This window comes from Hymenobacter oligotrophus (genome assembly GCF_003574965.1).
Lineage (GTDB): Bacteria > Bacteroidota > Bacteroidia > Cytophagales > Hymenobacteraceae > Solirubrum > Solirubrum oligotrophum.
This window is the reverse complement of record NZ_CP032317.1, coordinates 1,191,914-1,212,047: the sequence shown is the minus strand read 5'-3', so window position 1 is coordinate 1,212,047 and position 20,134 is coordinate 1,191,914. Positions and strand designations below refer to the sequence as shown.

Annotated in this window: 20 protein-coding genes; 10 read left to right on the top strand and 10 right to left on the bottom strand. The window is 62.7% G+C overall.

What is annotated here, in order from left to right; all coding sequences use genetic code 11:
* Positions 1-48: 48 nt before the first annotated feature.
* Positions 49-654, top strand: coding sequence for a hypothetical protein (locus D3Y59_RS05095; RefSeq protein WP_119444067.1), 606 nt, complete (start codon positions 49-51; stop codon positions 652-654).
* An 82-nt stretch (positions 655-736) separates the two neighbouring features.
* On the opposite strand, the gene D3Y59_RS05090 is transcribed toward D3Y59_RS05095, so the two are convergent.
* Positions 737-2,224 carry a M23 family metallopeptidase gene (locus tag D3Y59_RS05090; protein ID WP_162910565.1) on the bottom strand — a complete coding sequence of 496 codons (1,488 nt, stop codon included), beginning with the start codon at positions 2,222-2,224 and terminating at the stop codon, positions 737-739.
* Here D3Y59_RS05090 and D3Y59_RS05085 point away from each other — a divergent pair.
* The 4 genes from D3Y59_RS05085 to D3Y59_RS05070 all read left to right on the top strand — a co-directional run bounded on the left by D3Y59_RS05085 (position 2,196) and on the right by D3Y59_RS05070 (position 5,691).
* Complete coding sequence (locus tag D3Y59_RS05085) at positions 2,196-2,816, top strand: helix-turn-helix domain-containing protein (protein WP_162910564.1); 621 nt, start codon at positions 2,196-2,198, stop codon at positions 2,814-2,816. The genes D3Y59_RS05090 and D3Y59_RS05085 overlap by 29 nt on opposite strands.
* A gap of 122 nt (positions 2,817-2,938) precedes the next feature.
* Positions 2,939-3,916 carry a hypothetical protein gene (locus D3Y59_RS05080; protein WP_119444064.1) on the top strand — a complete coding sequence of 326 codons (978 nt, stop codon included), beginning with the start codon at positions 2,939-2,941 and terminating at the stop codon, positions 3,914-3,916.
* A 74-nt stretch (positions 3,917-3,990) separates the two neighbouring features.
* The gene (locus D3Y59_RS05075) at positions 3,991-4,842 is read left to right on the top strand and encodes a hydroxymethylglutaryl-CoA lyase (RefSeq protein WP_119444063.1); all 852 of its coding nucleotides are present in this window, start codon (positions 3,991-3,993) and stop codon (positions 4,840-4,842) included.
* 111 nt (positions 4,843-4,953) lie between these two features.
* Positions 4,954-5,691, top strand: coding sequence for a (Fe-S)-binding protein (locus D3Y59_RS05070; protein ID WP_119444062.1), 738 nt, complete (start codon positions 4,954-4,956; stop codon positions 5,689-5,691).
* Positions 5,692-5,822: 131 nt separating this feature from the next.
* Here D3Y59_RS05070 and dapA read toward each other — a convergent pair whose 3' ends face one another.
* Complete coding sequence (gene dapA, locus D3Y59_RS05065) at positions 5,823-6,689, bottom strand: 4-hydroxy-tetrahydrodipicolinate synthase (protein ID WP_119444061.1); 867 nt, start codon at positions 6,687-6,689, stop codon at positions 5,823-5,825.
* 124 nt (positions 6,690-6,813) lie between these two features.
* On the opposite strand from dapA, the gene D3Y59_RS05060 reads away from it, so the two are divergent.
* A complete protein-coding gene (locus tag D3Y59_RS05060) occupies positions 6,814-7,746 on the top strand; it encodes a polysaccharide deacetylase family protein (RefSeq protein WP_205590873.1) in 933 nt (310 codons plus the stop codon).
* Positions 7,747-8,023: 277 nt separating this feature from the next.
* On the opposite strand, the gene D3Y59_RS05055 is transcribed toward D3Y59_RS05060, so the two are convergent.
* From D3Y59_RS05055 to D3Y59_RS05040, 4 genes are all read right to left on the bottom strand, one after another.
* Complete coding sequence (locus D3Y59_RS05055; RefSeq protein WP_119444060.1) at positions 8,024-8,404, bottom strand: rhodanese-like domain-containing protein; 381 nt, start codon at positions 8,402-8,404, stop codon at positions 8,024-8,026.
* A 114-nt stretch (positions 8,405-8,518) separates the two neighbouring features.
* Positions 8,519-10,552, bottom strand: coding sequence for an NAD-dependent DNA ligase LigA (gene ligA, locus D3Y59_RS05050; RefSeq protein ID WP_119444059.1), 2,034 nt, complete (start codon positions 10,550-10,552; stop codon positions 8,519-8,521).
* 122 nt (positions 10,553-10,674) lie between these two features.
* A complete protein-coding gene (locus tag D3Y59_RS05045; RefSeq protein WP_119444058.1) occupies positions 10,675-11,172 on the bottom strand; it encodes a DUF4920 domain-containing protein in 498 nt (165 codons plus the stop codon).
* 53 nt (positions 11,173-11,225) lie between these two features.
* Entirely contained in the window at positions 11,226-12,047 is an 822-nt protein-coding gene (locus tag D3Y59_RS05040; protein ID WP_162910563.1) for a TapB family protein, read from the bottom strand.
* Positions 12,048-12,216: 169 nt separating this feature from the next.
* On the opposite strand from D3Y59_RS05040, the gene D3Y59_RS05035 reads away from it, so the two are divergent.
* The 3 genes from D3Y59_RS05035 to D3Y59_RS05025 all read left to right on the top strand — a co-directional run bounded on the left by D3Y59_RS05035 (position 12,217) and on the right by D3Y59_RS05025 (position 13,583).
* Entirely contained in the window at positions 12,217-12,459 is a 243-nt protein-coding gene (locus D3Y59_RS05035; RefSeq protein ID WP_119444056.1) for a hypothetical protein, read from the top strand.
* A complete protein-coding gene (locus D3Y59_RS05030; protein ID WP_162910562.1) occupies positions 12,452-12,790 on the top strand; it encodes a hypothetical protein in 339 nt (112 codons plus the stop codon). The genes D3Y59_RS05035 and D3Y59_RS05030 overlap by 8 nt, the downstream gene beginning before the upstream one ends.
* Before the next feature lie 148 nt (positions 12,791-12,938).
* On the top strand, positions 12,939-13,583 hold the full coding sequence (locus D3Y59_RS05025) for a cytochrome c oxidase subunit 3 (RefSeq protein WP_119444054.1): 645 nt from the start codon (positions 12,939-12,941) through the stop codon (positions 13,581-13,583).
* 75 nt (positions 13,584-13,658) lie between these two features.
* On the opposite strand, the gene D3Y59_RS05020 is transcribed toward D3Y59_RS05025, so the two are convergent.
* Positions 13,659-15,896 (bottom strand): gliding motility-associated C-terminal domain-containing protein, encoded by a 2,238-nt coding sequence (locus tag D3Y59_RS05020; RefSeq protein WP_119444053.1) that lies wholly within the window; start codon positions 15,894-15,896, stop codon positions 13,659-13,661.
* Positions 15,897-16,077: 181 nt separating this feature from the next.
* Here D3Y59_RS05020 and D3Y59_RS05015 point away from each other — a divergent pair, with 181 nt between their 5' ends.
* On the top strand, positions 16,078-18,096 hold the full coding sequence (locus D3Y59_RS05015) for a M1 family aminopeptidase (protein WP_119444052.1): 2,019 nt from the start codon (positions 16,078-16,080) through the stop codon (positions 18,094-18,096).
* A gap of 59 nt (positions 18,097-18,155) precedes the next feature.
* Here D3Y59_RS05015 and D3Y59_RS05010 read toward each other — a convergent pair whose 3' ends face one another.
* The 3 genes from D3Y59_RS05010 to D3Y59_RS05000 all read right to left on the bottom strand — a co-directional run bounded on the left by D3Y59_RS05010 (position 18,156) and on the right by D3Y59_RS05000 (position 19,848).
* Positions 18,156-18,746 (bottom strand): hypothetical protein, encoded by a 591-nt coding sequence (locus tag D3Y59_RS05010; RefSeq protein ID WP_162910561.1) that lies wholly within the window; start codon positions 18,744-18,746, stop codon positions 18,156-18,158.
* A 61-nt stretch (positions 18,747-18,807) separates the two neighbouring features.
* Positions 18,808-19,263 (bottom strand): DUF2147 domain-containing protein, encoded by a 456-nt coding sequence (locus D3Y59_RS05005; protein WP_240410538.1) that lies wholly within the window; start codon positions 19,261-19,263, stop codon positions 18,808-18,810.
* Positions 19,264-19,404: 141 nt separating this feature from the next.
* On the bottom strand, positions 19,405-19,848 hold the full coding sequence (locus D3Y59_RS05000; RefSeq protein ID WP_119444050.1) for a DUF2147 domain-containing protein: 444 nt from the start codon (positions 19,846-19,848) through the stop codon (positions 19,405-19,407).
* Positions 19,849-20,134 lie beyond the last annotated feature (286 nt).

Here is a 20,134-nt window from a genome sequence, read left to right as displayed (position 1 = left end):
CCTGGCGCTCCTACTTTCGTTTGCCTCCCTTCTCTCTACTCCACACCCATGAAAAAAATAGTCGCTCCTATTGCCTTACTGCTGCTGCTGGTGCAAGCCTCGTGCGTCACGACCGACCGCGAAGTGGGCACCTCCAGCAACGCCGACAAGCTGTACACGCCCAAGCCCGAAGCCAGCCGTAGCCGCCTCAACAGCCGCACGGTGCTGCGCACGGTGGCCGTGCAGCGCAGCTTTTCCGACCCCAAAAGCAAAGACAACTTTGTGCTGCTGCTGCAAGGCCCGAAGATCTTAGACGCCAACGCCCGCTTCCTGATCATCTCGGCCAAGGGCGACACGCTGCGCAACGAAATCATGCCGGCCAAGTCGCTTATTGATGAGCGCACCTTGCAAGACGACCCGCAGGCCGGCTCGGTACGGGCCCGCGAACTGGCCATACTGCAGGGCATGAATATGTTTTTCGCCGAAGACAAATTCACCTCGCCCGCCATTCCGCGCACCGTTACCGCTCCGCCCTCCGAGATAGATGCCGAAGGCTGGAGCGCCGTGCAAACCGACAAGCGCGCCGTGGGCTTCGATTACACCGATGCTTCGGGCCGCGAAAAACGCATTGCCTACGCCCGCAAACTCAACAAAGCCGTGGTAATTGCCGAGTAACTATTCGGCCCTGCCAACGCCAAACGGCCCGCCCCACCTAGGTTGTGGAGCGGGCCGTTTGGCGTTGGCAGCAGCTCGCCACCTAAGTAGGCCGTACCCAGCCAATTTGCCCCGCAGCGTTGCGCACCAAGCGGTAGCCGCTCCACTCGCCCAGCACCGCTACGCGGGTGTTGGCCGGCAAGGTATCGAGCGGAGCCGCGGCCGGGGTGGGGTGCGTAAGCAAGTCGGCGTGGGTGGCCAGGGCCTCGCGGCGCAGAGCCTCGGTGGCTACGGCTTTGGCGGGTACGTAGCCCAGCTTGCCATTTGGGGCCTGCACGCGCAACCAACCGGCGGTGGCGCCCACCACCAGCAGCGGCGTGTTTTTGGGCATGGCGGCCTGCTTGGCACGCGCCTCGGTGGGCACGGGGCGCAGGGCGGTGTTGCCGGCCGTTAGGCGTACCCACTGACCTAGGCGCTCGGGCGCGGTGCGCGGGGCGGCGGGCTCGGCGTCGGGGCGGCGCACAAAGGGGTAGGGGTCCACGGCGCCGCGGCCGCTGCGGTACACGCCAAAGTGCAGGTGCGGTTTGGTGCCGCGGGCGTTGCCGGTGTTGCCCACCAGGCCCAGCGTGTCGCCGATTTTTACCAACTGCCCCGGTTGCACCAGCTGCTTATCCAGGTGGGCGTAGTAAATGTGCTGCCCGTGCTGGGCATCGGCCAGCCACACCACCAAACCACCTAGGGGCGTTTCGTTCACGCGGGTAATCATGCCCGGAGCTGCGGCTACGGCAGGCGTGCCGCGCTTAGCAAAAATATCGATGCCCTCGTGGCGGCGCGCACCCCGGTCGCGCTCGGCCCCCCAAAACGACCCCACGGCCACGTCGTTTTTGCCCTGCACCGGGAAAGCCAGCGAGGGCGCCCGCTGAATGCGGATGGTAAAACGCCCGCTGCGCAGCAATTCGGGCTGCACCCGCAGCAAGTGCTGGCGGTCGTCTTCGGCTACGTAGCTAAAGGAGCGCGCCACGGTATCGGCCGAGGCCAAGGGGCGCAGGCGCCGGTCGTCGGGGTCAAGCTCAAAGGCATCCAAAAACACATGCACATCGGCTGAGGCCGGCTGCAACGTAAGCGTGATGCTGATTTTTTCGCCGGCCCGCACGGCGTAGCGGTACGACGCGGCATATGCCTGATCGGCCCGAAAAATACCGGTTTCCTTAAACGGCAGGCTTACCACCAGCGAGTCGCGCAGGGCCCGGTCGGCAGCGGTCAGCCAATCTTTGCCCAGGGCGGTTTGGTCGAGGCGGGCTTGGCGCAGCTTGCGGGCGTAGGCCTCGTGGGGGGTGCGGGGCTGGCTGAAGATGCCTTGCAGCGTTTGCTGCTTGCCGCAGGAAACCAGCCCGATCGAGAGGCAGCAGTAGAAAAGCCAGCCCGAAAGCCGGCGCGTGGTTAAGGCGCGCATATCCATATCCGAAATCAACACCGGAGCCGGGCGCAGGGTTCGGCGGCTGTTGAGTTGGCGGTTATCAGCAGCCGAAACGGTAATATTAATGGCCCATTCACCGCCCGCTATGTTTTCTGCCGCCCGCATTGCTGCCATTCGCAAAAGCAAAGGTTACTCGCAAGAGGTGTTGGCCGAGCACTCGGGCGTGAGCCTGCGCACCATTCAGCGGGTGGAGCAGGGCGACACCGTGCCGCGGGGCCACACGCTGCAGGCCCTGGCCGCGGCGCTGGGCGTAAGCCTCGAGGACTTTTGCTCGGAGCCGCAGTTGCTGCCCACGCCGCCAAGCCACGCACCTAGGGAGCCGGCCCCGGCCGCCGCAGCCCTGCGCGCCGACCCGCAATTTCTGCAATTGCTAAACCTGAGCGCCCTTAGCCTGCTCATCTTTCCGCTGCTCAATGTGGTGGTGCCGTTGCTGCTCTGGCGTGCCCGCCGCCACCACATTCTCCACGTGGCCGAGGTAGGAAGTCGCGTACTCGGCTTTCAGTTGTTGTGGCAGGTGGGGTGCTTTTTTGCCTACCTGCTGCTGGCGTTCGGCAATTGGGTAGCGGCGCACTACCAGCGCCCGGTTTTTGCCGGTGGGTTTGTGGCCTTGTTCGTGCTATCCTACGTCCTCAATGTGACGGTGGTAGCCTACTACGCCCGGCGTCTCCGGCAGGGCCGGCTGGATGTTTACCCTGTTGGTTTGTGAATGCAAATTAAAGTTCCTCAGCTAGTTAAGAGTAGTGGCGGCGAAATGGCGGGTAAATGACGCAAGCATGAACGGGGCGGGCCGGTACGTTTGGCCAACAAACAACCAGCGCCTGCCTCCTGATGAAAACCCTTCGCACCGCCTTACTGCTGCTAACCCTACTGCTCCTGGCGAGCGGTGGGGCCGGCTACTTGTACTTCCGCAGCAAATTTGAGCCGGGGGCCAACCAACTGGCCGTAACCGGCCTGCCGGCAAGCTGCACGTTTGTGTGGCGGGCCGATAGCTCGGCCAAGCCCGTGGCCGCGCACGCCTACCAGTTGGTGCCAGTGCGGCTGCCCGGCTGCGCCCGCACGTGCTACCTGCAATTCGATACGGGCGCGCCGTACACGGTACTGTACCAACACCCCCTGGCCGCCCTACGCGCCCGTTACCCCGCCACGCGTCGGGCGCTATTGCTGCAGGCCGATTCGGTCCGGAACTTCCGGTTTGCCCTAGGCGACGGACAAGTGCTGGCCCGCCGGCTGCCGGTGCTGCGCTACGGTGCCCGCGCCTTGCCCCCCGACAGCACCCAGCCGTTTATCATCGGTACGCTCGGGGCCGACGTGCTCGAAGGCAGGGTGCTGGTCGTGGATTATGCCCGCCAGCGGTTTAGCCTGCTGCCGCGCACCCCCGATAGCCTGGCTCGCCGCGCCGATTTCGTTCCGTTGGCTTTCGACAGCCGCCGCGTGCTGCTGAACGCGGGCTTGCGGAGCGAGAATAGCAAACTGCTTTTCGACACCGGCACGAGTGCTTTTGCATTGCTCACCAGCCAAAGCCGCTGGCAACAGTTGGCGCAACCCGCGGCACCGGTACAAACCCGCGCGGTAAGCTCGTGGGGCAAAACGCTTACCGCCTACACCGCGCCCACCCTTGCCCGTTTGCACCTAGGGCCCGCCGCATTGCCGCTCGGCACAGTTACATACATCGAGGGCACCAGCTGGTGGCAATCGGCACTGATGCGCTTCAGCGGCATGGGCGGGATGCTGGGCAACGAACCCTTTGCCGGCCGCACCATTATCCTCGACGTGCAGGGCCAACGCTTCGGGGTGGTGCGCCGGTAGGGGCGGCAAAGCGGCGGGCAGATGTCGGGAGGGCCGTTACCTTTGCCCCACGTTTCCTACCCGCTCTGCTACCCATGAAATTAATCGAGTGCCCCCGCGACGCCATGCAAGGCTGGACGGAGTTTATCCCGACCGAAACCAAAACCGAGTACCTCAACGCTCTGCTGCGCGTGGGCTTCGATACGCTTGATTTCGGCTCGTTTGTGTCGCCGAAAGCCATTCCGCAGCTGCGCGACACGGCCGAGGTGCTGGCCGGCCTCGATTTGAGTAGCACCCGCACCAAGCTGCTGGCCATTGTGGCCAACCTGCGCGGCGCCGAAACCGCTCTGGGCTACTCCGAAATTCAATACATCGGCTTTCCGCTGTCGGTATCCGAAACGTTTCAGCAGCGCAACACCAACAAAAGCATTGCCGAGGCCCTCACCGAAGTGGCCGACATGCAGAACCGTTGCGAGCAAGGCGGCAAAACGCTGGTGGTATACCTGAGCATGGGTTTCGGCAACCCCTACGGCGACCCGTGGAACCCCGCAGTGCTAGGCGAGTTCACCGAAAAACTGGCCGCCCTAGGTGTGCGCGTGGTGGCGTTGTCCGACACCATCGGGGCCTCCACGCCCGAAACCATCATTCCGCCGTTCCGCGAGCTGATACCGGCTTTCCCCAACATCGAGTTTGGCGCCCACCTGCACACTACGCCCACAACCTGGCGCGAGAAGGTAGATGCCGCTTTCGAGGCCGGTTGCCGCCGTTTCGACGGCGCCCTAGGTGGCATTGGCGGTTGCCCCATGGCGGCCGACCAGCTCACCGGCAACATGGCCACCGAAAACCTGGTGACTTACCTCGAAGCCGCCGGCGTGCCCACGGGCCTACACATGGAAGCCTTCCGCGAAGCCCAGCGCCTCAGCCAGCGGGTGTTTGTTGGGCATTAAGCCGTAAACCAGCGTTTGCACCTGCCGTGCGTTGCGCAACCCATGCCTTCATGAGTTGCGGCGCCCTAGGTGAGGCAGACCCTTACCTACCGATTTTCCTACTTACCACCTATGCCCGCTGCCCTCGTCGACCTTTTCGTGCCTTGCTTTGTCGATCAGCTTTTCCCCGAAACCGCCATGAACATGGTGAAAGTGTTGGAAAGCGTTGGTTGCCAGGTAAGCTACAACCCTAACCAAACCTGTTGCGGACAGCCGGCCTACAACGCGGGCTACCGCCAGGAGAGCCAGCAGGTAGCCGAAAAATTCCTGAACGACTTTGCCGGCGCGCCCGAGCGATACGTGGTGGGCCCGTCGGCCTCGTGCGTGGGCATGGTGCGCAACCACTACGGCGAGCTGCTCGAAGGCTCGAAGCAGTGCGGCGAGTTCCCGGCCTTGCAGCGGCGGGTGTTTGAGTTCACGGAGTTTCTGGTTGGCGTGTTGGGTGTTACCAGCATAGCGGGGGCTGAGCTAGCGGGCAAGTACACCTACCACGATTCGTGCTCGGCCCTACGCGAGTGCCACATCCGCGAGGAGCCGCGCCAGCTGCTCGACTCGGTAGCCGGCTTGGAGCGCCTCGAAATGGCCGAAACCGAAACCTGCTGCGGCTTCGGCGGCACCTTCGCCGTTAAGTTCGAGCCGATTTCGGTAGCCATGGCCCAGCAAAAAGTAGAGCACGCGCTGGCTACCGGCGCCGAGTACCTAATCAGCACCGATACCAGCTGCCTAATGCACCTGGATGCCTACATTCGGAAGGAAAAGCTGCCGCTGCGCACGCTGCACGTAGCTGATGTGCTGGCTAGTGGGTGGTAATCAGCTGACACAACAGGCCTATCATCCTGACGAAGGAAGGACCTTATCGCGCCAGATAGTAAAATTCTATCTCACGTGATAAGGTCCTTCCTTCGTCAGGATGACAGGTGCTCAACGGCAGTAAGGGAGGGCTACAACAGTTGCTTGATGCGCTGCTTTAAACCTTCCGAAGCCTCTACCAGTGGGAGGCGCACGGCGCCCGAGCAGATGCCCAGCAACTCCAGCGCCGCCTTCACCCCAACGGGGTTGCTCTCTTCGTACATGAGCGGGTTCAGCGGGAGCAGCTCAAACAGGCGTTTGGTGGAAGCGGCAAAGTCGCCGGCCAAGGCCTGGCGCACCATGTCGGTGAAGGGCTTGGGGAAGGCGTTGGCCAGTACCGAGATGACGCCCACGCCGCCGAAGCTCACCAAAGAGGAAGTCAGCACGTCGTCGCCTGAAATGAGCAAGAAGTCGGCGGGCTTGCCGGCGGCTATCTGCATGCACTGCTCCATGTTGCCGCTGGCTTCCTTGATGCCGATGATGTTCGGGTGCTGGGCCAGCGTAAGGGTCGTTTCGGCCGTCATGTTCGATGACGTGCGACCGGGAACGTTGTAAAGGATAACCGGTACCGGCGAGGCATCGGCCAGGCGCTGGTAGTGTGCCACAATGCCGCGCTGCGAGGGTTTGTTGTAGTATGGCGAGGCCGACAGGATAGCGTCGACGCCGGTAAGGTCGGTGTTGCGGATGGTGCGCTCCACGGCGGCGGTGTCGTTGCCGCCGATGCCGTACACCAACGGTACGCGGCCGGCTACGTGCTCCTTGGCTACGCGCAGGATTTCGGCCTTTTCTTCGGCCGAGGTAGTCGGCGACTCGGCCGTGGTGCCGTTAATAACGATGTACTCGACGCCGCCTTCGATTACAAAATCGAGCAGACGACGCAGGGCGGGGTAATCAACCGAGAAATCGGTGGGAGCGAAGGGCGTAACGAGCGCAACGCCCGTACCGCGAAATTTGTCCATGAGGAGCAGAAACCGTTGTTTTGTAAGTAGAACCGGCCGCGCGAAGGTACAAAAGCGGCCGTGTTCGGTTGGTTTCCGGGTTTGATTTCCTCCATTCTGGCCTTCTGGGTCGCTTTTCCTCCGCATGTCTCACCGCTTCTCCTCACTTCTGCTCGGCGCCGCCGTAGCCGCTGGCATTGCCTTGCCCGCCTGTAACACCGAAAAAGCTTCGGCCACCGAAGGTGCTTCGCCCACGAACGAGGCCGCGGCCACGGCCATGTCGGGCGCTGCCGCTACCACCGAGGCCGAGCAGGCCGCAGCCCAAACCACCGCCCCCGACCCCAGTAGCATTCCGGCCGGTAAAATTGCCTCGGCAACCGAAATTCTGGCCCGTCCGCAGGTGCCAATTTTGTGCTACCACCAAATTCGCGACTGGCGCGCCAAGGATTCAAAAGGCGCTAAGGATTACATTGTTCCGGTAGCGGAGTTCAAGAAGCAGATGCAGATGCTGGCCGATTCGGGCTACCACACCATTCTGCCCGATCAGCTGTACGCCTACCTGACCACCGGCGCCAAGCTGCCCGAAAAACCGGTGATGCTGACCTTCGACGACACCGACCTCGACCAGTTTACCGTGGCCAAGCCCGAGATGGACAAGCACGGCTTTAAGGGCGTGTTCTTCGTGATGACGGTGAGCCTAGGTCGGCCGAACTACATGAGCAAGGCGCAGGTAAAGCAGCTCTCCGACGAAGGCCACGTTATCGGCTCGCACACCTGGGACCACCACAACGTGAAGAAGTACCAGGGCGAGGATTGGGTAACGCAAATTGAGAAGCCGACCAAAACCCTGCAGGAAATTACCGGCAAGGAAATCAAGTACTTCGCGTACCCCTTCGGCCTCTGGAACAAGGAAGCCATTCCGGAGCTTAAAAAGCGCGGCATGGTGTCGGCGTTTGTGCTGGCCGAAAAGCGCGACGAGCAAGACCCGCTGTTCACCATCCGCCGCATTATCGCCTCGGGTTACTGGAGCCCCAAAACCCTGCACAACAGCATGGTGCAAAGCTTCGACGGTAAATAGCCTACGGGCATCGCACAAAAAAGCCCGGCCACCTAGGTGGCCGGGCTTTTTTGTGCGGCAGGCAGCGTCGGCAACGCTTGTTCTTGTCATCCTGACGAAGGAAGGAGCTTATCACGTGGTGACCCCTTCCCCATAAGGAGAAGGTGAGTGGATACTATCCGGTGTCAGCAGGCGTGGGAAGGTCCTTCGGCTGGCGCCTCAGGATGACGGTAGTTTTATGCGTCAGCCCGTCAGATGTCTCGCTTTGCTCGACATGACAGATGGGCAAAGGCTTGGGTTACTCGGTGGGCAGGCCGGCTTCTTTCAGCGAATTAAAACCGCCAGCGTTTACCACGTTCTTAAAGCCTTTTTCCTGCATCAGGGCGGCGGCTTTGCCTGAGCGGTTGCCCGAAGCGCAGTACAGCACGTAGGTGGCGTTGGGATCGAGCTTAGCTACCACATCGGGAAAGTCGGTAGATAGGAAATTGACGTTGCGGGCCCCTTTGAGGTGGCCGGCGCCAAACTCAACGGGCGTGCGCACATCGAGCAGCACCACACCCGATTGCGCGAGGAGTTGCTGGGTTTCTTGGGGCGTGGTGGTGCGCGGTGCCTGCGCCGACGACGGGCTGGAGCAACCCAGCACCAGCAGCAACAAGGCAAGGGAGAACAGCTTTTGCATGGCCGTAGTTGGAAAGGAAAGTGAGGCTTTGCCAAGGTAAACAACGCGGGCGCACAAATTCGTGCCGCGCTATATTAAGTTGTGTCCGCAGCAGGTGGCGTCACCAACTAATCGTTAAAGCCCGCCGTCCGACACCATGGCCAGCAGGTCCGTCTCCCCGATGATGGGCACTTTTAACGCCGTGGCTTTTTCGCGCTTGGCCGGGCCCATTTTGTCGCCGGCTACCAGGTAGCTGAGCTTCTTGCTGATGGAGGAGCTGAGCTTGCCGCCGTTGCGCTCGATGATTTGCTCCAGCTCCTCGCGCGAATGCTGCTCAAACACACCCGAAAGCACAAACGTGAGGCTGTTGAGCCGGTCGCTGAGGGGCTGCGGGGCCTCGCCGGTAAGCTGCATTTGCACGCCGGCGGCCTGCAGGCGGGCTACTAGCTCGCGGTTGGCGGGGTCTTGGGCCCACAAGGCCACGCTGTCGGCAATTACGCCGCCCACCTCGGGCACCGCGGCCAACTCCGCGGCCGAGGCACCTAGGATGGCGTCGATGGTACGGTAATGCGCGGCCAGCTTTTCGGCCACGGTTTCGCCCACGTACCGGATGCCCAGCCCGAATAACACCCGATCGAAGGGGACTTCCTTGCTGGTTTCGAGGCCGGCAAACATGCGCTGCACCGATTTCTCGCCTAGGCGGTCGAGGTTTACCAACTCGTCGCGGCGCTGGGGCAGGTCGTACAAGTCGGCGGCAGTGCGCACCAACCCTAGGTCGAAAAAGCGGCCCACGGTTTCGGCACCTAGCCCGTCGATGTTCAGGGCCTTGCGCGATACGTAATGCTCGAGCTTGCTCTTGAGCTGGGGGGCGCAGCCCCGCTCGTTGGGGCAGCGGTAGTGGGCTTCGCCTTCGGGCCGCACCAGCGGCGTGGCGCAGGCCGGGCACGTGGTGGGGTAGGCTATAGGCTGGGCATCGGCGGGGCGGGCCAGCAAATCGACACCGGTAATCTTGGGGATAATCTCGCCGCCCTTCTCCACAAATACCATGTCGCCCAGGCGCAAATCGAGGGCCGCAATTTGGTTGGCGTTGTGCACCGAAGCGCGCTTTACCACGGTACCGGCCAGGGGCACCGGCTCGAGGTGTGCCACGGGCGTAACGGCCCCGGTGCGGCCCACGTTGTACTCGATGCGCAGCAGCCGGGTGCGGCCAGCCTCTGCCGGGTACTTGTAGGCAATGGCCCACCTAGGGCTTTTGGCCGTGAAGCCCAGCAGCTCCTGCTGGCGCAGGTCATCAACCTTAATTACGATGCCATCGGTGGCTACGGGCAGTTCGAAGCGGCGCTTGTCCCAGTGATGAATGAACTCCAGCACCTGCTCGATGCTGCCGCACAGCCGCCACGTATCCGACACGGGCAAACCCCAGCGCTTGAGGGCCTCCAGGGCCGCGCTGTGGGTCGGAAAATCGCGGCGCGAACTCAGAAAGGAGTAGGCGTAGAACCGCAGGCGCCGCGCCGCCACCAGGGCCGAGTCCTGCAGCTTGAGTGTGCCCGAGGCCGCGTTGCGCGGGTTGGCCAGTAGCGGTTCGCCGTTTTGCTCGCGTTCGGCATTCAGGTCGTTAAACACCGATAGGGGCATGAATACCTCGCCACGCACTTCAAAGTCGGCGGGCTGGTCTGATGCAGGGCGCAGGTGAAGCGGCAGCGTTTTAATGGTGCGCACGTTGTTGGTAACCACGTCCCCGCGGGTGCCGTCGCCGCGGGTTACGCCGCGCGTTAGCTGGCCGTTTTCGTAGGTCAGGCTCATGGCCACGCCGTCGAACTTCAGCTCGCACACATACTGGTACTCGGCACCCTCCAGGCCGCGCTGCACGCGCTCGTCGAACTCGCGCAAATCGGCCTCCGAGTAGGTGTTGGCCAACGAGAGCATGGGGTAACGGTGCTCCTGCGTGGGGAACTGCTTGGTGATGGTACCGCCCACGCGCTGGGTAGGCGAGTTGGGCTGGGCGTACTCGGGGTATTGTTTTTCCAGATCCTGCAGCTCGTGCAGCATGCGGTCGAACTCCTGGTCGGGCACCTCCGACACGTCGTTCTGGTAGTACTGGTGGTTGAGGTAGTGGAGGCGCTCGGTAAGGGCGCGAATTTTGTCCTGAACGGCGAACAGATCGGTCATAAACGCTAGGGGAGCTGGGGCGCAAAGGCCGCGCGGGGCGGGCCGGGGTAAAAATAACGGTGCCACGGCGTAAAAGCCGTGGCACCGCTACAATCATCTACAAAAACCGGGCGGCCAGGTACTTACTCTTTCACGAGTACGCCGGTGGCTACAAAATTGATTTGCTGCTCGTCTTTGGTAATGGCGGCCACTTCTTTAGCCGATTTGCCGGCGTCCTGTGCGTAGTGCTGCAGCTTGGCCACGGGCATCACCTCGCGGCGGGCCCAGCCGTCTACCACCACGGTTTTGCCTTTCAGGTCGGCGGGCACAAAAAAGCCGTAATTCTTGAAGCGCACCTGCATTTGCTTGCCGTCGGCGGTCTGCATTTTCATCCAGCAGCCCTTTTTCTGGCACACTTCGCTAATCTGGCCTACCAGCTTTACCTGCACCGAGTCGCGGGTGCCAAGCACGGTGGGCAGCGCCGCAATGGGCTGTGCGCCCTCGGCAGTGGTGGCCGCGCCGTAGGTTTTGCCCGCTGCAGCGCCCGCCTTGCTGGCGGTGGCTTTGCTGGGGGCGGTTTGGGCCTGGCAGGTACCTAGGGCAAGCAGGGTAATGGCAAGGGCCGAAAGGGTGCGTTTCATGGGCAGCAACTAAGGGTTAGCAACGTGCCGCAAACATACGCAATTGCAGCACGTTAGCGGCGGCCGGGGGCACGCTTTATCAGCTCGGCCGAGTGGTCCAGTTCGCCGTCGGGGTCGCGCATTTCGGTGCGCACAATGCCCACATTGGGCGCGTAGTAATCCACAACTTGCTTTACGGTGCGCCGGATCAGGTCGGGGCGGGCTTGCGTTACGTACTCGTAGCGCGACTCCACCTTGTAGCAGCTAAAGGTGCCGGCGGGCACGGTTACGTTTTCGGGGCCGCTTACGCGGCGGTTCGTAACGCTGGTCATCACCTTGGCAATGTCCACGCTGGGGCTGCTTACCTGTACCGTAAGGCTGCCGCCGGGCAGCGCGCCGGCGGTGGGCTGGTTGGGCCAGGCCAGCGGCACCGGCTCAAACGCAAAGCGCCGGTCGCGGAAGGAGCGCAGCATGCCGGGGTCAAGCAGCAGGCGGCCATCGGTCAGCACGGTGTCGTTGCGGCACAGGTACTGAAACTCGTCGTTGAGCTGCAGGCGGTTGTTGTTGTCGTAGAGCGTGCTTTTGAGCAGCACTTGCGTATAAGCCGGTGCTTTTTTCTCCGCGGGTTTCTCACCAATCGTAGCCACCTTCAATATCTGAATGCCTTGGGGCTGGCGCTTTTCGTTGGTGAGCTGGTACGTAAGCTCGGTTTCGGGGTACAAGCCAAAGGGGTGGCCGCAATCGGGCGAGGCAGTGGGCGAGGCGGTTTGCACCTCGGCGGCGGGGGACGCAGCCGCAGCCTCAACGGGCGGCGCCGTATCGGGCCGGGTGCAGGCGGCGAGCAGGCCCAGCGCCGCCGCGGGCAACAGCAGCTGGCGCAATAGGTTGTTTGGCATGGTTGGGGCTGTGGGGTACAACGGATGGGCTTGGGGCCCAGCCTGCATACGCAAATCCGCGACCTAGGATAATGCACCACTCGGGCCGGGGCTTGCGTATGGTGGTCTGCGGCCCAGTTCCTTTCTTGCGGCTGTTTCGCATCAACGCATTTAATTTTTGCCGCTTCGCATGGCCGATTCTTCGCAATCCAATTGGGCCGATATGGCCGCTTCGCTGCTCTCCAAGCTTTCGGGCGGGGTAGAGCTGGCCTGTACCTTCGAGCAAATGGAAGTGCAGCTGCCCAACCCCAAAAACCCCGCCGCCACCACCACGCTGCGCATCAACGGCTCGGTGCGCATCCGCACCAAAGGCGACAACCCGCCTCCTGCGCAGCTGCCCGCCGCCAACCCCAACCCCGGCATTGGTGGCTAAGGAGCTCGACCTAGAGGCCCGGTTGGTGATAACCTGGAACGGCAACGACATCCAGTTGGCCGCCGCCGGCACGTACATCATCCTCAACTTACCCAGCGCGCAGGTGCTCGACGAGCTTACGGGCGCGGGCAAAAATAGCGGGCCCAAAAAGCCCAAACCGCCCGGCGCGCCCGACCCCTTGCAGCAGCTCAACGACTTGATGCTGCGCCTTGGGCTGGTGCTCGATTTGCGCGTGGCGGGCAAAACTTGGGTAACGTTTGGCGCCGGGCGCGGCCCAAAAATCACGCTAAACGCCGTTCTGGGGAAGATTGGCGCGTTTTTCAGGGGCTGAGGCGGCCGGGCGAAAAAGCGCCGAATCGGCTGGCCGCCGCCCTCGTTTTTGCGTACCTTGTTAGAAGCACCTCTCGCAAAACGCCCGCAAAACCATTTGCGCTTCTGGCGGTCTTAGGCAGGCGGTGCATTAGCCACTGCTTCAGGCCATGAATTCAGACAAGGAACGTAAGGACAAAGTGGGAGCGGGGCGGCCAGCGCCGGCCTTCGCACGCATCGAAAAAGTGCCTCCGCTGATGATGCTGCTGTACCTAAGCCTGGTGGGCGTAACGGTGCTGTTTGCCATTTTGGTGGCGCTCTACATTCAAAACAGGGCCAACAACGGCTCGGTGGGCAGTGTGCACCCGTTCCCTAGGTGGTTTTCGCTGAGCACGGTGGTGCTGGTGGCCAGCAGCTACGTGCTCAGCCAAGCCCAGCGCCTTTACCGCGAGGACAACGTGGCCGGCCTGACGCGCTGCCTGAGTTCGACGCTTATTTTGGGGTGCATTTTTGCCGGCCTGCAGTTGCTGGGTTGGCGCGAGCTCAACCAGCAAGGCATCTTTTTCACGGGCGAGCCGTCGGGCACGTACGTGTACCTGATTTCGGCCCTGCACATTGTGCACTTGCTCGGAGGCATGCTGTTTTTGCTTGTGCTGCTGGTGCGCACCGTGTACGCCGCCCGCGACGGCGTCCGCACGCTGGTGTTTATCCGCAACCCCTACCGCCGCCTGCAACTGCGTTTGCTGAACACCTACTGGCACTTCATCGACGGCTTGTGGGTGGCGCTGTTTATGTTGTTTCTATTTTTGTTTTAGCGCGGCCTTGGGCTGCGCCAAAAGGGCCGCCGGCGTGTGCCGGCGGCCCTTTTGGCTGTTTGCGGCTTTGGGCACCTAGGGAATTACCGTAACGGTGCCCTTAAAGGAGCGCCCGTCGGTGTACTCCACCAGGTAGTAGTACACGCCTTCGGGCACGCCCTTGCCGTTCCAACGGAAAGCGCGGTCGGCCGACTGGTACACTTTGTTGCCCCAGCGGCTAAACACCGAAACGGAAGCAAAGCGCTGCTCGCAGAAATCGGGGGGCAAGGTGGGCAACTCAAAGTAGTCGTTGCGGCCGTCGTTGTTGGGCGTGAACACGTTGGGCGGCACAAACTCGGGTGCCGTGGGGCGCTCCACCGCAAAATGCACCACCCGTTGCTGCGGCACCGGGCGGCAGGTGTTGTCGGCAAGCGTAAACGTAACCTCCAGCGGCTCTTGCCCCACGCCGGCACACGTTGCCTGCCACACAAACTTGCCCGTGGTCGAGCCCGGCGCGCCGCGGCTGCTCATGCTCATGCCCATGGCCGCCAGCTCGAAGTTGGTGCCCACGGCCGTAAGGGTAAGCCCGTCGAGGTCGGCGTCGGTGCCGTCGAGGGTGGCCTCGTACACGCCACCTATGGGCAGGCGTATCAGCACGGGCGGGTCGGCGGGGTTGGGCGAGGCCGGCGGAAACGTGCTAGCCAGCCTGGGAGCGGTGTTGCGGTAATTTACCTGCACCGGCAGCAGCAAGGTGGCGCTGGCTTGCCGTTGCTGGCAGGGGTTGGCCGCGGCCACCAGCTGAAACTCGTGCAGGCCACGCTCCACGGCCCGGCAATCAACCTGCCACCGAAACCGGGCCACGGTGCGCCCGGGGGCGCTGCTCACGGCCACCAGCTGCGCGCCTACCTGGGCCGGCGTAAAGCCGCGGCCGGTAAGCTCCAGGGTTACGGCGTCGAGGTCAGCATCGAGGCCCTGCACCTCAAACTCCAGCACGTCGCCAACTTGGGCTTGCACCGGCAGCGTGGCGGGGCCGCCCACCAGCGCTACGGTGGGCAATTGGTTGGGCGGGGCATCGGCCGTAAAAGCCACGCGCACGGTGTCGCGGCGGGGCAAGCTGCAACCGTTGTCGGCCACAATCACATCGAGCAGAAACACCTTGCCGCCGCTGCTGAAACACGCCGGAAAGCAAATTTCGGACGTGAGCGTATCGGGCTGTCCCGGCGCCCGCACTGTACCCTGCCGCAAGGTGGGCGCCGGCACCAGGTTTTGGGCAAAGTTTATGGCCCGCAACTCGAGCTGCAGGGCCGAGGCGGGGTCGATGTCGGTGAAGTTGAGGCGAAGGCAGCGGTTTTGGCCCGGTAGCAGCCGCAGCGTGTCGCGGCCCTCGCGGTAGGTGCCGCGGGGGGGGCCGGGCGGGCGCACCGTAAGCTGCGGGGTTTGGTTGCGCGGGCAGCTGATTACCAGCAGCTGAAAATCGCGGCGCACTTCGCCAATTTTCACGCCGCGGCGGTACTCCAGGCACTTCACGGCAAACACAAACAAGCCCTGGCGCGTGGGCCGCACCGTGAGGCGGCCGGTGCTGCGGTCAACCGAGAGCGTGGGTGCGCCGGGCATTTGGTTGCTCACGCTCAGGCCTGTTTGCCAGGTTATTTCGCGGTAGGGGGCGGGCTGGGCCTGCCCGGGGCGCGGCGTAAGGGTGTTGGCGTGGCCGTTGAGGGGCGTGGCCATTTCGTACACCAGCGAGTCGCCGTCGGCGTCCTGCCCGCCAAAGTCGAAGTAGAACAGCTCGTTGATGCAGGCATAGTCGCTTAGGGGCGGAAAGATGCGCGGCGACGAGTTGCGAAACGCTTGCCCGTTGCGCACCACCGCCGGAAACTCGAGGTAGTAGGTTTGGCCGGCGTCGCCGGGCAGCACAATGTTGTTGATGACGCCGTTGCGGCAGCAGCGCTCCACGGCCACGTAGTAACCGCTGGCTGCGCCGTACTGCGCGGGCGTCATCTCGATGAGGCTGGAGTAGACCAGCTTGCGCGTGCTGAGCGAGCCAATGGCGCAGGCCACACTGGTGTACGGCACAAACGTGTTGCCTACCAGCGGCAGGGTCACGTCGCGCACGCGCCGGTTGGTGCCGCGTTCAAAAATGCCGGCCGTGGCGTCGTTGTCGAGCGCTCCGGAGCTGCCATTTACTGCGTCGAAATACAACGTGAGCGTGAGGCGGTATTGGTTGCCCGATTGGTGCTGCAAATCCAGCTCGCCGCCCACAATATGCGTGGCCCTGGCCCTAGGTGCCAGCAGCAGCAGCAACAACCCAAGCCATGCGTAGCGGTACCAGATCATACAAAGCGGCGAATAGGTAGTGGCGAAACGCCGGCCAGCACCGGCTTGCGTAGCAAAAGATAACACAATCAGTGGCTTATTGCGTAGCCTAAGAGCGTTAAGATTGCAGCCCGGCCGCGGCGAGGCGGGTCATTGGTTGGAAAACGGGCGGCAACCGCGCCGCCGCTAATTCACACACGCTATGCGCATATCCGCTACCCTGATGTTGCTGGCCCTAGGTGTTGCGGTGCCAGCCGGCGCGCAAACAGCCGCCACGCGCCTGAGCGCGGCCGATTTGGCCGCGGGCGGCGAGGCATGCGCACGCACGCGCCTGACGAGCACCGCGCTCGGCCGGCCGAGCGCCACGCTGCGCCACCGCGAGAAAATGGAGCGATACGACGTGGCGTTTTACAAGCTCGACCTAGCCCTGCAAAACAACTCGCGCGACGTGAGCGGCCATGTGGTGCTGCGGGCCCGCAACAAAACTGCGCAGCCGCTCGATTCGCTGGCCTTTGAGCTTTACAACCGCAACGCCAACGGCAGCGGCTACCTTATCGACTCGGTGGTGGTGGGCCGGCGCAGCGCGGGCTGGCGCCGCGCCGGCCACGACGTAACTGCCGCCCTGCCGCAGGCCGTAGCGCCGGGCGCCTCGTTCGAGGCGCGCATTTACTACCGCGGCACGGCCCCCAACGGCAACACCGCCGCCATTGGCAACGCCCTGAACACGGCCGTGGTGGCGGGCGCGGGGGTTACCTGGAGCTTATCAGAGCCGTACAGCGCGCACGAGTGGTTTCCGTGCAAGCAGGTGCTCACCGATAAGGCCGATTCGTGCGCGGTGTGGGTTACCACGGCCAGCACCAACAAAGTGGGCTCCAACGGGCTGCTGAAGCGCATCACGCCCTTGCCCAACGGCCGCAGCCGCTACGAATGGCACTCGCGCTACCCCATTGCTTATTACCTTATTTCGGTGGCGGTGGCGCCTTACGTGGAGTACGTAAACTACGCCAACCCCGTGGGCGGGCCGCGCATTCCGGTTGTCAACTACGTCTACAACCAAGCCACGCTCGACAACTTCAGGGCCGAAATCGACCGCACACCGGGATTCATCGAGCACTTCTCGGGCTTAGTGGGCTTGTATCCGTTTGCCGCCGAAAAGTACGGGCACGCCATGGCGCCCATCGGCGGGGGCATGGAGCACCAAACCATGACCACGCAGGACCGCTTCAACTTCACGCTCACGGCCCACGAGCTGTTTCATCAGTGGTTTGGCGACAACGTAACCTGCGGCGCCTGGGAAGATATTTGGCTAAACGAAGGCTTTGCTAGCTACGGCGAATACCTGGCCTTGTCGCGCTTTGCCTCGGCCGCCGAAGCCCGCCAGTGGATCGACCAGGCCAGCACCGCCGCCCGCTTTACCCTCGACCCGGTTACGCGCGCCAACGTGTTTCAGCCCGGCGGCTCGGTGCGCGCCAACGACACCACCAATGTCGGCCGCATCTTCAGCTCGCGCCTGAGCTACAAAAAAGGCGCGATGGTGGTGCACATGCTGCGCTACCTGCTCAACGACGACGCCAAGTTTTTCAGGGCTTTGCGCACTTACCAAAGCACCTACGCCAACCGCACGGCCCGTACCCGCGACTTGCAGCGCGTTTTTGAGCAGGAAGCCGGCCGCTCGCTGCAATTCTTTTTCGACCAGTGGTACCGCGGCGAGGGCTACCCCACGTTCCGGGCCACGTGGCGCCAAGCCGGCAGCACCCTGTCGCTGCGCGTAACCGAAACCGTTAGCATGGCCAGCGTAACGCCGTTTTTCGACACCGAGGTAGACTACCTTATTCGCTACGCCTCGGGGCAATCGGGGGTAGTACGACTGCGCCAAACCCAGCCGGTGCAAAGCTTTGAGGTACCGGTACCCGCCGGCCAGCTCGTTACGGGCGTTGAGGTAGACCCCAACCAGTGGATACTCGACCACGCCAGCACCGCCGAGCCCGAGGCCGACGGCCTGCAACTGTTGCCCAACCCTGCCACCGATAACCTGGTGGTGCAAGCGGGGTTGCGGCAACCCGCCGAAGTGCTGGTGGTGGATGCCCGCGGACGGGTAGCCCTGCGCCAAACGCTGCAGCCCGGCAACCCCGTTGTGAACGTGCGGGGCCTGGCAGCCGGCGTATACTTTGTGCGCCTGAGCACTGGCAGCCAGTGGGCGCGCTTCCTGAAAGTCGAGTAATCGGCCCCGGTCCGGCTCCGGGCCAAAGCGGCACCTAGGGCCAGTAAGCGCCAGCCTAGTTACGCCAGGGGCACGTGAAACACGTCCTCCATCAGCTTATCGAACGACTCGGCTGGGCAAAACATGGCGTCCTGAATGGGGTTGCACACCACCCGAATAAACCCCGGATGCCCGTTCAGGCTAATCAAATCGACGGCAACGGTGCCAAAGCGCTGCTCGCAGCGGCCGGTGGCGGGGCAGCTGGTGGGGTTGGGCTTTAGGAAGTGCTTGGCGATGGTTTCGGTATACCGGGGGTGCTTGCGCACGCGCTCGTCGGAGGTGGCAAGGTGGTAGCCGAGCGGCAGGGTCCGGTCGCGGATCAGATCGAACAAGTGCCGAAAGTTGTGCGGTCCGATGCTGGGGTCGTAGAACAGCAAGGCGCCGTGCTGTCCGCACCCCTCAACCAACTGCACGCGCAAGCCCTGGGGCCCGGGCGGCAGGCCGGCCTTGGTGTAGTGGTAGGCTTTGAAGTAGGGGTTGAGCCAGTTGAGGTAAACTTGCTGCTGCACCCACTGGGCATAGGCCTTTAGCTCCGCGGCCGAGCGTTGGAGCGGGTGCCAGTCGGTAGGCGAAGGCTGGCCGTGTAATAGTTGTTGGAGGAAGCGGAACAAGCTGGTATAAAGCACGTCGAACAGGCCAAAAACACCCGCTCTGCCAAATAGTTTTGGCGGCTTAGCGCGGGGCGGCTTCTTCGGCGCCCGATTTGCGCACGCGCGTCCAGTACTGCGAACGGCCCACCAGGGCAAATCCGATGTAGCCTTTTACCTCGAGCTTATCGGGGCCGAGCTGGCGCACGAAACAGGAGTAGGTGCGGCCGTTCTCGGGGTCATAGATTTCGCCGCCGTCCCAGCGGTTGCTGCCGGCGTCGTAGGTAAGTTTTTGCAGCACCACCAGCCCTAGGTGTGGCTGGCTGCGTTTTTTGGGGTCGGGGTTGTGTACGTCGAGGCGGGGGTGGCCCTCGGCATCGGTGGAGCGCTGCAGATTCACGATTTTGCCGCACAGCTGCTCGCCGCAGCGGTACAGCTCGATGTGGCTCTCGCCCTGCTCATCAGCCCACACACCTAGGGGCATGGTGGCCGGCTGGGCAAACAGCGGCCCCCACGGTGCCAACGCTACAGTTAGCAGCAAGGCAAGTACACGGCAAAAGGCTTTCACGCGGGTAGGGCTTTGGTCAAAGGCGAAGGGTAAGATACGGCGGGGCTACGGAAAGCAAAAGCCGCCCGCCTCGGTACTCCGAAACGGGCGGCTAGGGCCGTAAGTTCAGCGGGCTTACTTCACGCGCGTCCAGGTCTGCGAGCGGCCAATCATCGAAATGCCGATGTAGCCCTTCACTTCCATGGTGTTAGCGTTCAGCATCTTCATGTAGCAGGAGTAAGTTTTGCCCGTTTCGGGGTCGTAAATCTTGCCGTCGTCCCACTTATTGTCCTCGTCGTACTCAAAGCTTTCCATAAAAACCAAGCCCAGGCGCGGACGGGTGCGCAGCTTCGGGTTGGGGTTTTGCGAGTCGGTTTTGGGCTTGCCGGTTTTGGGGTCGTTGGGCGTGGTCAGCGAAACAATTTTGCCGCACAGCTTTTTGCCGTTGCCGCACTGGTAAATTTCGAAGGTGGCCTTTTTCTCGCTGTTCGTCCACACGCCAAGCGGGGAGAGGGTTTGCGCCGAGGCTAAACCTACAAAGCCCAGCAGGAGCGCTAGGCACAGGAGCAGTTTCTTCATCGTTAAATAGGGGGTGAAAAGAGGTTGGGAGGGAAAAATATACAAAAGCAACTTAACTCTGCAATATGCAGGCTAGGCTTACCCAGACAAGTAGCGTACCAATACCTAGGGCCGGCGGGAGCGAGCTGGCAAGCGGGCAAAATAAATCGGCTGACATTCAGCCTTATGCTGCGAAAAGCTGCCCAGGGCTTCAAAAAAACCGCTTTTTATTTTGAACCAAACGTATGACATATAACTTTAATGACCGTAGCGAGTGCTACAGCCCCTGGCTAGCGGACCCATGTCG